Source organism: Sphaerospermopsis sp. FACHB-1194 (assembly GCF_014696235.1).
In the GTDB taxonomy this organism is placed as follows: Bacteria; Cyanobacteriota; Cyanobacteriia; order Cyanobacteriales; family Nostocaceae; genus Sphaerospermopsis; species Sphaerospermopsis kisseleviana.
Window position 1 is genome coordinate 26,191 of sequence record NZ_JACJPU010000023.1, and the last position, 13,213, is coordinate 39,403.

At 37.7% G+C, this 13,213-nt stretch carries 15 protein-coding genes; 5 read left to right on the forward strand and 10 right to left on the reverse strand.

Going from position 1 to position 13,213, the window contains the following annotated elements:
* Window positions 1–326: 326 nt before the first annotated feature.
* The 5 genes from H6F45_RS14495 to H6F45_RS14515 all read right to left on the reverse strand — a co-directional run bounded on the left by H6F45_RS14495 (window position 327) and on the right by H6F45_RS14515 (window position 6,101).
* On the reverse strand, window positions 327–686 hold the full coding sequence (locus H6F45_RS14495) for a VOC family protein (protein ID WP_190347516.1): 360 nt from the start codon (window positions 684–686) through the stop codon (window positions 327–329).
* A gap of 50 nt (window positions 687–736) precedes the next feature.
* The gene (locus tag H6F45_RS14500) at window positions 737–3,769 is read right to left on the reverse strand and encodes a hypothetical protein (RefSeq protein ID WP_190347517.1); all 3,033 of its coding nucleotides are present in this window, start codon (window positions 3,767–3,769) and stop codon (window positions 737–739) included.
* A 29-nt stretch (window positions 3,770–3,798) separates the two neighbouring features.
* Window positions 3,799–4,038, reverse strand: coding sequence for a hypothetical protein (locus tag H6F45_RS14505; RefSeq protein WP_137666953.1), 240 nt, complete (start codon window positions 4,036–4,038; stop codon window positions 3,799–3,801).
* A gap of 38 nt (window positions 4,039–4,076) precedes the next feature.
* Window positions 4,077–4,535: a hypothetical protein gene (locus H6F45_RS14510; RefSeq protein WP_242027354.1), complete on the reverse strand. Its 459-nt coding sequence runs from the start codon at window positions 4,533–4,535 to the stop codon at window positions 4,077–4,079.
* A 162-nt stretch (window positions 4,536–4,697) separates the two neighbouring features.
* The gene (locus H6F45_RS14515; RefSeq protein WP_190347518.1) at window positions 4,698–6,101 is read right to left on the reverse strand and encodes a glycosyltransferase family 2 protein; all 1,404 of its coding nucleotides are present in this window, start codon (window positions 6,099–6,101) and stop codon (window positions 4,698–4,700) included.
* 330 nt (window positions 6,102–6,431) lie between these two features.
* Here H6F45_RS14515 and H6F45_RS14520 point away from each other — a divergent pair, with 330 nt between their 5' ends.
* The 4 genes from H6F45_RS14520 to H6F45_RS14540 all read left to right on the forward strand — a co-directional run bounded on the left by H6F45_RS14520 (window position 6,432) and on the right by H6F45_RS14540 (window position 9,461).
* Entirely contained in the window at window positions 6,432–7,526 is a 1,095-nt protein-coding gene (locus H6F45_RS14520) for a phosphotransacetylase family protein (RefSeq protein WP_137666951.1), read from the forward strand.
* A gap of 245 nt (window positions 7,527–7,771) precedes the next feature.
* Window positions 7,772–8,275, forward strand: coding sequence for a DNA recombination-mediator protein A (locus tag H6F45_RS14525; RefSeq protein ID WP_096571951.1), 504 nt, complete (start codon window positions 7,772–7,774; stop codon window positions 8,273–8,275).
* 138 nt (window positions 8,276–8,413) lie between these two features.
* Complete coding sequence (locus tag H6F45_RS14530) at window positions 8,414–8,833, forward strand: MAPEG family protein (RefSeq protein WP_096571952.1); 420 nt, start codon at window positions 8,414–8,416, stop codon at window positions 8,831–8,833.
* Between the two features lie 136 nt (window positions 8,834–8,969).
* Window positions 8,970–9,461, forward strand: coding sequence for a YajQ family cyclic di-GMP-binding protein (locus H6F45_RS14540; RefSeq protein WP_137666972.1), 492 nt, complete (start codon window positions 8,970–8,972; stop codon window positions 9,459–9,461).
* Here H6F45_RS14540 and H6F45_RS14545 read toward each other — a convergent pair.
* From H6F45_RS14545 to H6F45_RS14565, 5 genes are all read right to left on the reverse strand, one after another.
* The gene (locus H6F45_RS14545; RefSeq protein ID WP_190347548.1) at window positions 9,445–9,606 is read right to left on the reverse strand and encodes a hypothetical protein; all 162 of its coding nucleotides are present in this window, start codon (window positions 9,604–9,606) and stop codon (window positions 9,445–9,447) included. The two genes, H6F45_RS14540 and H6F45_RS14545, sit on opposite strands and share 17 nt — an antisense overlap.
* Window positions 9,607–9,609: 3 nt before the next feature.
* Window positions 9,610–10,164 (reverse strand): glutathione S-transferase family protein, encoded by a 555-nt coding sequence (locus H6F45_RS14550; protein WP_137669526.1) that lies wholly within the window; start codon window positions 10,162–10,164, stop codon window positions 9,610–9,612.
* A gap of 15 nt (window positions 10,165–10,179) precedes the next feature.
* Window positions 10,180–10,644, reverse strand: coding sequence for a hypothetical protein (locus H6F45_RS14555; protein WP_190347519.1), 465 nt, complete (start codon window positions 10,642–10,644; stop codon window positions 10,180–10,182).
* Window positions 10,645–10,727: 83 nt separating this feature from the next.
* The gene (locus H6F45_RS14560) at window positions 10,728–11,918 is read right to left on the reverse strand and encodes an RNA-guided endonuclease TnpB family protein (RefSeq protein ID WP_190347520.1); all 1,191 of its coding nucleotides are present in this window, start codon (window positions 11,916–11,918) and stop codon (window positions 10,728–10,730) included.
* 72 nt (window positions 11,919–11,990) lie between these two features.
* Complete coding sequence (locus H6F45_RS14565) at window positions 11,991–12,158, reverse strand: hypothetical protein (RefSeq protein WP_190347521.1); 168 nt, start codon at window positions 12,156–12,158, stop codon at window positions 11,991–11,993.
* A 196-nt stretch (window positions 12,159–12,354) separates the two neighbouring features.
* Between H6F45_RS14565 and H6F45_RS14570 the strand changes: the two genes are divergently transcribed.
* Entirely contained in the window at window positions 12,355–13,080 is a 726-nt protein-coding gene (locus tag H6F45_RS14570; RefSeq protein WP_096571953.1) for a tetratricopeptide repeat protein, read from the forward strand.
* Window positions 13,081–13,213 lie beyond the last annotated feature (133 nt).

The following is a 13,213-nucleotide window of genomic DNA, read 5'->3' on the forward strand; positions in this document are numbered from 1 at the left end:
TTGTTTTGGACTACAATTTTGCAAATAGATGTTTATTTTACCTAATGGGGTGCTGTTGGGAAATGTAGAATTAGATATCTTTTGAGAATTGCAGATAATTCAAGCACGGAAAACGAACCACGTTCACCGAAGGTGTTCCCGAAGGGTAGGACGCAAAGGACACGAAGGGAAGAGGGTATAAGAGAGATTTTGCGTAATTTCTATCTATATATTCCTGATATCAGCACATATTCCGACTCCTGACTCCTGTACGGGCGAAGCATTCGGGCGAACAATTATTAATTTTTCTCCAAAGCTATTTTCCGAATGCTTCGCCCCTACGACTATTATTGTTGACTAAGTTCAATAATGTTATTATCGGGGTCTTTTGTGAAGAGGGCAGGACGACCGGAAGCACTTGCTTGAAATGGGTAGTTATGATTTTGTAATTCTGTTTTTGCTGCGTCTAAGTCCACAACTGAAAAAGCAATGTGGGGGTTACGTCCCCATTTTTCGTTTTGGTTGTCTGTGGGGACGGTTGGGGATACTATTAAATGTATTTGATAGTTACCGAGTTGATACCATGCACCGGGATATTTAAGGGTGCGGTCAATTTTTGCGAGTCCTAATATTGTGCCATAAAAGTGTTCTGAGCGTTCTAAGTCGGTGACGAGGATGGCGGTGTGGAGACTTTGGGTAATTTGCATTTGATGGGATTGGTTTTTTGATGAGTTGTTGAGTAGGGGTTTTCAATTTTTTATTCTATCTCATTAATCCAATTTTGAATAGTATTGAGTAGGTTTTGTTGCTGGGGAAAACCTCTTAATGGTGGGTTTAATGGTTGTTCTGTGATGAAGGCGATATGTAATACATCTGTGAGTTTATTACAGAAGTTGATAATAGTCTCATTTGCTTCGCAGTTGTTGATAATTAATGCTAGGTTTTCGGTTTTTAGATATTTTTTGATTTGGGGAATTTTGCTTTTTAGTTGAGGTGCGTTGATAACTGTGGGAATTTCTTCGGGTGCGGTAAATGCTGTGAGGTAAATTTGGTTGCAAATTTCTTGAGATATTTCTATGATGTCTGTTTCGTTTTGTAGGTTTTTGAGGTTGAGGGGAAGGGGATATGTTTTGGTTGTGGGTTGGAGTTGGGTGAGGAGGGAATGGGTATCTGTAAATTGGTTTTCTAGGTTTTTAAGTGATAATTTACTGCTATGCCACACATGGTAAAATTTTGGATAACTCATATTTTGGGCGCAATGCCATATATATTCCTGAGATTCTTTTCTATATTTAGTGGAATCGAAAATTTTCTTAGGTATTTTATCCAGATTTAAAATTTCCCATAACTTTTTAGAAAAACCTAACTGCATATCACGAGGAAACCATTTACTCAAAACTTCGGTAGCTATGGCATTATCTGGATCAATAATTGATAAAAGATCAGCTACCGTGTACATAATACTTTCATCTTTGTAATTATCTAACAGCGTTGTAAGTACATTAACTGCGATTTTATTATGGGTATTAACAGCAATTTTTTCTAATGTACTAAATGCACGTTTCCAGATTTGAATATCCTGAAAGTTTGGTAATAAATTAGCTACAGATTCAATAGCCTTATCATTACCAACAGCAATTTTTTCTAAACTCCACATAACAGTTATACAATCAGTTGTATTTTCACTATTGTTAAGTAAGTTAAGTAACGTATCAATAGCTTCTTTATTACCAGGATCGGCAATACCAAGATTTTCAGCTATTTCTCGACGAAATTTATCATTAAGATTATTTTTAAGTGCATTAGTTAGGACAGAAATAACTTCAGTGTTTTCAGTACCTATTTGTGCCAAAATATTCGTAATTTTGACAATATTTTCGCTTTTATTCACAGAATAGAGTAAATCAATTAGTTTATTAATAACGATCAAATTATCAACACCAACTGATATTAAAGCGTACTCTGCATAATGACGATAATCTTCTAAAATTTCAGATTTTTTATTACCAGTTAATAAATCTTCTACTTCGCCAATTACTGGACTACCATTGCAGAGTAATTCAATTAAAATGTCAATTACTTCTTGATTATTAGGTTCTACTTTAGCAAAAATTTCTGCTGCTGCTCCACGGACTGCTTCATTATTGGAATTTAGTTTATTTCTCAGTTCTACAATTGCTTCTGGTTGACGCAAACCAATAGATTTGAGTAGGAAAATTGCGTTTTCGTAAGTACATTTTGCACTTATATACCAACAGGACATATTTATTAAAGTTTTGATAGCTTCCGGGTTGCCTGGGTCAATTTTATATAGACTTTCCGATGCTCTAAAATCCAGTTCAGATTTATTATTCAATATCTTGGAACGTTCTAATCCTTGCCTTAATTTAGTAATAGAGTCTGGCTCAGAGTCAACCTTAAAATCTGGAATGGAAGCAAGGAGATCACCAGTTTTGGTATGAATCACTTCAAGAAGAGCATTCTTAGCTTCCAAATTACCGAAAGCAATATCTCCTAAAATCCTTGCTGCTTCTTGACGAATTGACCAATTTTTACTATTTTGTAATAGATAAATCACTTTATTAACAGCATAATAATTTCCTGGTTGAATTAACCCTAAACATTCAAGATCCCGCAGATTAATTTTTCCTGTCTCTCCGATTTTATATTCTATGAAAATTTCTAAAAATTCAACTGCTAAACTACTATTGGTTTTTAGTAGTGCTTTGCTTGCAAAATTTTTAATATATAGAGGAAAATCTTGCCATTTCTGTTCTTGCTCATTAAAATCACCAACTGCCCAAGAAGAAATTAACCATACAATAGCTTCTGCAAGACTACATTCTTTATATTCAGTAATTATATGAGATGCAAGTATAATGGATTGATACCAATAAAAATTATCACAATTATCTTGAAAATCAAATAATGCTTTAATAAATTCCTCTTTTTGATCTTGATATGCTTGTCCTCCATTTTTATTACCAGACCATAATAGAATTACCTCCTTCCATTTAGCCTCAAAAACCCGATAAACTCCCTGATCTGGATTATCAGCAACATGATTTAAAAAATAACGCCAATCATCAATAACTAAAGCTGCAAAATATTCCTGAAAATTAGGATGAAAAAAAGCATAAACATCTTCATCATTTACAGCATCCCTATCTACCTGATTTAACCAACCAACCTCACAAGCTAAATTAAATAACCTTTCATCACCCATTGCTTTAACAGCAAAACTTCTTTTTAATCTAAATCTCACATCACTATTAATTCCTGCTAAAGCTAACTTACCTAACCCTTGATGTAACTTTTCTCTTAGTTCATAAGATGTGATTAAATCAGGAACTAACTCCGGTTTCCATTCATAAAAATAACGAGTGAAAAGCTGATAAAATTGAGCTTTAGTTTCTGGTAACTCTCCATTTTCATCTTGATCAAAAATCTGACATAATAAACTTAATCTTAAAGGATTAGTTACTAACTCTCTAATTCTTTCTTTCCCTTCTTCCCGCAATTGTGCAATTAACTTTTCACCATGATTAATCTTATTCGCTTTTGCAAACCAATCTCTAATAAATTTCTCTACATCTTCAGGTGTAAATTCTTGAGTTTTAAAAGTAGTAAACCCAGGTAAAATATTATTATTAGTAGTAGCATCCCAAACATTTAACCGACAAGTTAAAATAACTCTTGCTTGTCCTAACCAGTTTGTTAACTCTTGAGCAATTTTATTTAATGCTTGTATAGGTGAAGATTCTCCCATTTCATCAACACCATCTAACAATAACCAAAACTTCCCTTGATAAAATTCGCTTAAGAAGCCCAACAAGTATGATCGGGAAAATTACCTGCTTTCCAATGCTGACGTAATTTAACCACTGCTCTGGTGAAAATATGCTGATAATTTTCAATATTAATGGCTTCAATTTCTTGAATTTTTCCATTATGTTTATCAAGATAAACTTTCCCTAAATGTTCGGGGTCAGTACCGAAATTATAAGTAACACCTTGATCATCTTCATTAACCTTAACTAACATTACATAAAAAGCCATAAAACTCTCCTATAATTTTCACCCAATATTGATTTTATTTATTCAGGAGTCCAAGTTCTCCCTGATTTCAGGGTAGCATTATGGGCAGTACGATAATCTGTTTTAAATATTCCTTCAAACCGAGATTCAAAATATTCATGTTCTAATAACTTTATATCCTCATTATTATAATCTCCTGTTTGTAATCTAAACCAAGCATCAGCAATATCAGGATCGGGATCAAATGTTCTAATACTATCATCTAATTGATGTTGTTGAAAAAATATATGCTCTTTTATTCTTTTAATTTTACTTTCGGAAAAACCTGTATTTTTAGCAATATTTAAAACATCATCACTGTTTCTAATCTTTTCATAGGATCGCGGTGCATAAATCTCCCATCTATTAATATATTCATCCAGTTTACCACCAGTAAAACTAGAAATAAATCCTATTCTAACTCTCCATAAAACCCAAATAAAAATGATTATGACAATAAATAAATCAATTAGTATCATTATTTTATCATAGGAATAAATTGGTAATTTTATCAGCTATGATCGCCATTTAGGTATAATACCAACAATTCCTATTTCTCTGCGTTCTTTGCGGTTCGTTAAAAAAAATTAGTAAAAAAATGTAAGGTGCGTTACTAACACACCCTACCTATCTTGCTTTTCTTAATGTTCAGCACCAGTATGTACAGTTTTCACCCACTTCAAACGCTTGGGACGAACCGACATCCGGGCAGTAGTGCTACTCATAACTACTAACCAATGCAACATATAAAGACTGCCGCGAATGGTTTGCAGAAGTAACACCAAATAATTAGATGTTTTCTGATCTTGGCGTGTGCGCTGTAACCCAGCAAACATCCCGACAAAAGACATTGTTACCGACAAACCAGTAACAGGCGCTAATATAGGTGGACGATGGCGAATCACAGACATTAATAAATCTGGTACTGCTGCTGTAGGTAAAATATACATAATCAGCAGAAAAATCAGTAAATCCACAGTTTTCCGTGTTCCCATGCGGTTTTTGAGGATCAGATCCCAGTAATCTAAATAACGCTGATAACCACCCTCAGCCCATCTGTTACGTTGATGCCAAAGGGCGATCGCAGTTATCACACCTTCTTCCTGAACTGGGGGATAGAACATACATTCAATATCCCACTTATCCAAATTCAAGCGAATAGTCAAATCTAAATCATCGGTGATAGTCTCCTCATTCCAACCACCACAGCTATCCAAAGCTTGACGGCGGACAAACTGACCATTTCCCCGCAGTTCACCCAGTCCACCAATAGCGGTTCTTTGTTGTTGAAACCAAGTATCAACAGCCATTTCCGCCATTTGTCCCTTAGTCCAAAAATTTTCCTTAGCGTTGGCGATCGCCTTTCGCACCTGCACCGCCCCCACCTGTTCTCTTTGGAACACAGGAATAACCTGTAACAATAAATCTGGGTTAACTTGGGCATCAGCATCAAACACGGCAATAATATCACCCTTAGTCATAGGTAATACCTGATTCAAAGCCCCAGACTTACCGCCAATAGCATCAGCAGAACGCCTGAAAACTTTGAGTTGCTTGTATTCTTCCTGTAGTTCTGCTAATAACTGTGGTGTTTTGTCCGTACTATGATCATCAATAATCCAGACTTCATATTCACCATTAGCATATTCTAAACTACAAAGATTCTTAACCAATCTGCCTATGACCGCTTCTTCATTTTTTGCAGCTACCAACACAGAAACACGGGGTAAATCTCCCTGTATTTCCTTATGATGGTGGCGGGGTCTAGCAAAAATAATCCTGAACGCATGAATGCTTAAAATTGCCGTCAGTCCAAGAATAAAAATAGAACCCCAGGAAACCAAATGTAAAGCAATAGTTCCACCCCAAACCACAGTTAACATGAGGACAGCTTTGGGTCTACGTCCTTGAAAGCGGGATGAAGAATAAACAGTCTTGATCCCTTCCGTTAACTCCTCCTCTGTTGAAAGGTCAGACAGCAGGGAGTTAAGAGGATCAGAATTTCCGTTGTAAGCGTCGTTTTCCGGCCAGGAATTCGCTGGCATAGTTTAATTTAAGTAAAAAACCACTATTTGTTTAAAGTTTACAGTTTTTACAGCAGAAAGCCCACAATTAGGTATTTAACAATGCTAAACCCCGACCGACTTAACCTGTCGCTTTGTGAGATCATTTTGGATTGTTTTTGTGATCTCCAATCTAAAATCTAAAATCTAAAATCTAAAATTTTCTTCCCCAGTCCCCAATCACCAGTCCCCAGTCCCCAGTCCCCAATCACCAATCACCAATCACCAAAATCAACGATTTCTGTTGCTTCAGCTAAAATTAGGAAACACCTAGCTGGGTTCAACAGACGTTTGAAATTAGGAGTGCATGGCGTGCCAACATCTGTTAAATATTTGCTGATTGGATCAGTAGAGACTTACAGTGGTAAATCCGCAACTGTTTTGGGTTTGTCTCATCAGCTAAAGCAAAAAGGATTGGATATAGCTTACGGCAAACCATTGGGTAATTGTGTACAGACCGCCGATGGTAGCTTAGTTGAAGAAGATGTGCAGTTTATTTCTCATAGCTTGAAACTGCCGGAAAATCGTGTTGCACCCACCTTACTTGCTTTAAATGAAGTCAGTGTCCAAAAACGGTTACGTGGTGAAGACAAAGCTGATTATCAGCAGTCACTGGTACAGCATTATTTACAAATACCACGGGGTGATTTGATGCTGTTGGAAGGACCAGGTAATTTACCAGAAGGTAATTTATTTGGCTTGTCCTTACTGGAAGTGGCTGAAGTTTTAGATGGGGGTGTGCTACTCGTACATCGTTATAAATCCCTGCTTTCAGTAGAGGCGTTGTTATCTGCCAAGAAATTGATAGGCGATCGCCTAGTTGGTGTTGTCATTAATGAAGTTCCCACCGAACAATTAGAAGCAGGTCATAATCTCTTACGTCCATTTTTGGAAGAGCATGGCATTCCTGTATTAGCAATGTTGCCAAAAAGTGACTTGCTCCGTAGCGTGAGCGTGGGAGAACTGGTAAAACAATTACAGGCTGAAGTTCTCTGTCGCAGGGATCGCCTAGATTTATTAGTGGAAAGTTTGGCCATTGGGGCGATGAATGTTAACGCCGCCGTTAAATATTTCCGCAAACGCCGTAACAAAGCAGTAGTCACAGGAGGCGATCGCGTGGAAATTCAACAAGCCGCTTTAGAAACTTCTACCCAATGCCTGATCCTCACCGGACAACTACCCCCTCCCGCCTTTATTCTCAATCGCGCCGAAGAATTAGAAATACCGATTTTATCTGTTGACCTCGATACCTTAACCACAGTGGAAATTGTTGACCGCACTTTCGGACAAGTTCGTGTCCACGAACCTCTCAAAGTAGAGTGCATTAGCCAATTAATGTCCGAACATTTTGACATTAACCGTTTCTTATCTCAACTAGGAGTCAAACCAGCAGCCGCTTTATCTTAGTCGGATTATTGACCCAAATTACCAGTTTCACCAGCGTAAATCCTACCATTGCCTGTTTCCAAAGCCTGACAGTGAACAGTAATTTTTTCCAACTACCTATTTTGTTAAAGCACTGCCATCAACAAAATCTTTTGTTACTTAACAAAATAATCAAGAAAACAGAGAAATCTGTAACTCTAGTTGGCTTCTTACCTACACGCTGTTTGATAGAATATCTAGGTTGTTTAATCTGATCACCTCCATCTTTGAGCCAGTCAACAGAACTTATCAACCTTGATACATTAGCGCAGGAACTGGCGACCATCCAGCAAACAGGTTCTAAACGAATCGCCTTGTTGGGTTCCCGTCATGTGCCAATTACTCATCAAAATCTCATTGAAATGATGACTTATGCCCTAGTTTTATCGGGCAATCGCATCATTACTTCCGGTGCTACAGGTACTAATTCCGCTGCCATCAAGGGCGCAACACGGGCTGACCCGAACTTATTGACGGTCATCCTACCCCAAAGCCTGGAACGTCAACCTTACGAATCACGCCAACAACTAGAGCAGGTCATGCATCTAGTCGAAAATCCCAGTAATGATAATCTGTCTTTAGCTGAGGCCAGCTACCTGTGCAACAAGGAGATTGTCTCCCGTTGTCAGCAACTCATCTGCTTTGCTTTCCACGACAGTCGCACCCTGCTACAAACCTGTGGAGAAGCAGAAGAACAAAGAAAAGTGGTGACACTGTTCTACTTTGATTAAAGTGAAACGCAGTCTCCACACCGCTAATGATAGAGATGGGTAATTACCAGTGGGTACTGGGTAATGTTTTATCTAAATTACTCAGTATTCCTTTGCGCTCACTAAAAACTACTACCAGTACCAGTATTTATTAGGTTAATGTCCCTATTGCAACTACCTATACCTGCTATTTTTTTGTACTCTATTGCTGCCGCCGCAGTTCTCATTTATGTACCGTTTTTATTCGTAGCTTACGGTCGGGCGCAGGTTGGTTTTGATTTATCTGCCCCTCGTGCCATGTTTGATCAATTGCCTCCTTATGCCCAAAGAGCTACCTGGGCGCATCAAAATTCTTTTGAGGCATTCATGATTTTCAGTGCTGCATCTCTAATGGCTTATGTCTGTGGGGTGAATACTCCTTTAGCAGCAATGGCAGCGATCGCCTTTATCCCCGCTCGGTTACTATACTCTATTTTTTATATTGCCAATATCCCCATTTTGCGATCGCTCATGTTTGGTATTGGCTCTTTTAGTTCTGCCACTCTCTTCTATTTGAGTATCATGAAAGTTTCAGGATAGGTGATAGGTGATAGGTGACAGGTGACAGGTGACAGGTGACAGTAAATCATTAGTTACCAATTACCAATTACCAATTACCAATTACCAATTACCAATCACCAATTACCAAATAAAACATTTCACATTCAATTTTTTTATGGCTTCTAGTTTTTCTTTTGATATTGTCAGCGACTTTGACCGTCAAGAATTAGTTAACGCTGTTGATCAAGTTATACGAGACATCAAAAGCCGTTACGATCTCAAAGACACACAAACAACTGTCGAGTTAGGCGAAAACAGCATTACTATTAACACTGACAGCGATATGACTTTAGAGGCTGTACATGGCATACTGCGGGAAAAAGCAGCCAAACGTAACCTCTCTCAAAAAATCTTTGATTTTGGTAAAGTTGAATCTGCCAGCGGCAACCGCTTGCGGCAAGAAATCAACCTCAAAAAAGGCATCAGTCAAGACATAGCCAAACAAATCTCTAAATTGATTCGTGATGAATTTAAAAAAGTCCAAGCCTCAATTCAAGGTGATGCTGTGCGGGTTACAGCCAAAGCTAAAGATGACTTACAAGCTGTGATCCAGAGACTCAAACAAGAAGATTTTCCTGTAGCTTTGCAGTTTACAAACTATCGTTAGATATTGGTGATTGGTGATTGGTGATAGGTGATTGGTGATAGGTGATTGGTGATAGGTGATTGGTAATTGGTAATTGGTAATTTGGAAAAATAAAATGATTACCCAGTCCCCAGTCCCCAGTCCCCAGTCCCCAGTCCCCAGTCACCTTTTACCTTTTACCGATACTGTTTTTAAACGCTGGACGTTCAGAAATTTTCTGAATATAGTTAACAACGGCTGGATATTCACTCAAATCAAGCTTGAGCATAATGGGAATATAAGCGAGTATAGATCCCACAGCCACATCGGCAACAGTGAATTCATCACCAAGTAAGAAAGGTTGCCGCGCAAAAATTTCATTCAGGGTAGTTAATAGGCGGGGCATTTCTCGCTCGCGGTTGGCTTCCACAAAAATTCCTGTAGCCAAGGTGGAATTACCAAATAATACCCATTGGGAAAATATGGCACGTTCCTCTAGGGAAATCGGATTTTTACCATATTTTTCCGCAATATACAGCAAAATTGCCCCTGATTCCCATAGTTTCAAATCACCATCCATAATTGCTGGAACTTTGCCTATTGGGTTAATTTCCAGGTATTCAGGTTGTCGATGTTCACCTGCTTTCATATCCAAAAGGATAAATTCGTAGGGAACTTGTAGTTCCTCTAAATACCACTGCACAATTGATGCACGGCTAAAAGCGCCACCGTAAAGTTTCAACATAATAACTGCTTAAAATCAAAGAACTTTGTGAGTGTGAGAATGTTGTTTAACGTTGTCGTCTTTAGTGACAACTCTAGCGGCATTTAGCACCCGTTTGCGTTCTGTAGAATAATTAAAATCGGTTTTGGTTGTTCCTGCGGGAATCAGGGTTTGGGCTGATTCACGACGCTTGTAGGTGCGAGCAGCTGAAAATGACCGTTGTACAAATTCATCTGCAAACTGTGCTGAATCAGGAAATCCATCAGGCAATAACAGCTTATCACCATCCAAGATACTTCCCAAAGTAGTTGCACAGGCAAGTTTATATGAAGTAGGAATGCCTTTTAATATTGCTTCTAATGCTGCTGAGGGAATAGGTTCTATAACTTCGATTTGGTGTACTTCTCCATCTTCTTTGTAAAAGCACGTTGCCAAGCCGATCACAATGTAATCATCGGCTGTAAGGTCTAAAGCATCTGCATAAGAAATTGTTGTTGTCATAGGAAATTTACTCAAAATTAAATTGTACTGGGCATTGGACATTGGGCATTGGGTAACTTCCGATACAAAAAAGCTAACTAATGCTAACAAAAGTTGGCTTTTTCTTCCTGTTTCACCAGTTCGACTACGCTCACTGAACTCCTAGAAGTGTCGGCACTATCTAGTCCACAGGCTAACACGATCAATCTGACCGCTTCTTGTTTTAAATTAATCGCAGCGTTTAAATCTCTGTCACTCTCAAAGCCACAGTTATCACATTTAAAAACTCTTTGAGATAATGACAGTGATGATTTCTTGTCTCCACAAGTTGAGCAAGTCTTGCTACTGGGATAATATCTATCCACAATTACTAACTTACTACCATACAGTTGTGTTTTGTATTCTAGCTGCCTTCTAAATTCATAAAAGCCCATATCGGCTATAGCTTTTGATAATTTCCCATTTGCTAACATCCCAGATACATTCAAATCTTCTATCCCTATCACCGCGTGGTTTTTGCTAATATAGGTAGTAATTTTGTGTAATGTATCTTTTCTGATATTGGCTATTTTTTGGTGTAATCTCGCTATTTTGATTTGTGCTTTTCTATAATTATTTGAACCTCTTTGTTTATGCCGGTTCAAATATTGCATTCTTGCTAACTTTTTCTCATACTTTTTATAGCTTTTTACGCCATCAAATATTTCTCCTGTTGATAATATTGCTAGATGATTTATTCCTAAATCAACTCCTACAAACTCCTGATTTTTCTGGGTTTGAGTCGTTCTCACCTCCAGTTTCCAAGAGATAAACCATTTATCAGCCTGTTTACTTATGGTGACAGATTTCGGTTTATATCCAGTCGGAAGAATTTCATAAGTTTTCAGCCAACCAATGACAGGAACTTTGATTTTTCTATAATCAATTTTTATTGCACCATCTAAGATGAAAGAATCATGTTTACCCTTTTTCTTAAACTTAGGAAACCCTTTACTTTTCTTGAAGAAAGATTTAAAAGCATCTGACAAATATCTTAATGAGTATTGAGGGGCGCATTTAGATACTTCATAATACCAAGGATGGGTAGATTTAATGGCTGCTACTAACCATTTGTGTAAATCTATGGCTGTGGGAAATTTGATTTTGTCTTGAGGATTAAGTTTATTATGTAATAGTACCTGTCGACAAAGTGCTAAACCTTGATTCCAAGCGTGTCTGGCTACTCCTGCGTGTTGCGCCAGTAGTAGTCGTTGTTGCTTGTTAACTTTGAGTTGGGTTTTGAATCCTAGTAGCATACAGTGATTTTACTGTAATTCTGTCACAAAGCCAAAAGATGACAGAAAATTTTCAGCAAATGTGAGTATTTGTTAGTATTGGTTAAGAAAAAAGTAACTAGCTACTAACCCCCTGACTCCTGACTCCTGACTCCTGACTCCGCTTGGTGAGCGACTTGTATTGAGCGCAGTCGAAGTAAGTCGAAGTAAGCCGAACCACTGACTCCTGACTCCTGACTCCTGAATTATTACATTGATCAAAATTCTTTCTGGAATTGACCTTTGGAGTGATGTATATATTTTTAGGCTTATGGCTTAATTGTTTAAGTAGTTTAAATTTGTTCTTCTTGGATTAAGCCAAGACTCCTGAAACAGTGAAACAGTGAGTAAACCACTAGCAAACAAAATCCTATCATTTCATTTGATTTCACAGAGCAAGTAGCTCAGGCAGGAATATATGGATCATTACTCCTTTTTAACTTCTAATACACAGAACAATCCACTATACAAAGGCAATCATCAAAATACTGCGTATACACAAAAAACTGGCGTGAAAACTAGCAGTAAATCTTTACCAGAGGACGGCTACTTAAGGTCTTATGCTTTAAAGTTAGCTCACCAAGGGGATTACACAGAGGCGATCGCTTTGTTAAACCAATTGATTGATAGTCATCCTAACAATGCAATTGATTATAACAATCGAGGGCTAATTTATTTTCAAAGTGGTGAATGCCAAAAAGCTCTAAGTGACTACAATACAGCAATGCAGCTAAATCCTAAGTTAGCAAGTGTTTATAATAATAGAGCTAATTGCTATGCTGCTTGTGGCGAGTTCATTGCCGCACTAGCCGACTATGATCAGGCTTTAGATTTAAATCCGCGTTATGTTCGTGCTTGGATTAACCGTGGTATTACTTTGCGTGATTTAGGAGAATATCAGGAAGCAATTGATAATTTTGAGATTGCATTGTTGTTTGGTCAGCTACAAGGTAATATTTGGGCTGAACGTGGTAGGACTTATCATATTTGGGGTGACTGGAATTGTGCGATCGCTGATTATTACCGCGCCCTCACATATATCAACTGTTTAGACACCAATGAGGATGTTTCTGGTTATCGGTTGCGCTTACAACTGGAAAATTGGTTAGATGAATTGCTTCTTCCCCAAAAGACTGATTGGTAAATTTTTCACATTAAATCAGATTAAATTCAAAATTCAAAAAATTTCAATTTTTTGCTTTCTCAAATTTTAATTTTTTGTTTTAATTTTTTGGTAGCGCCCCTGCATCTTTGATTGGCTAATAGATGATAACTAT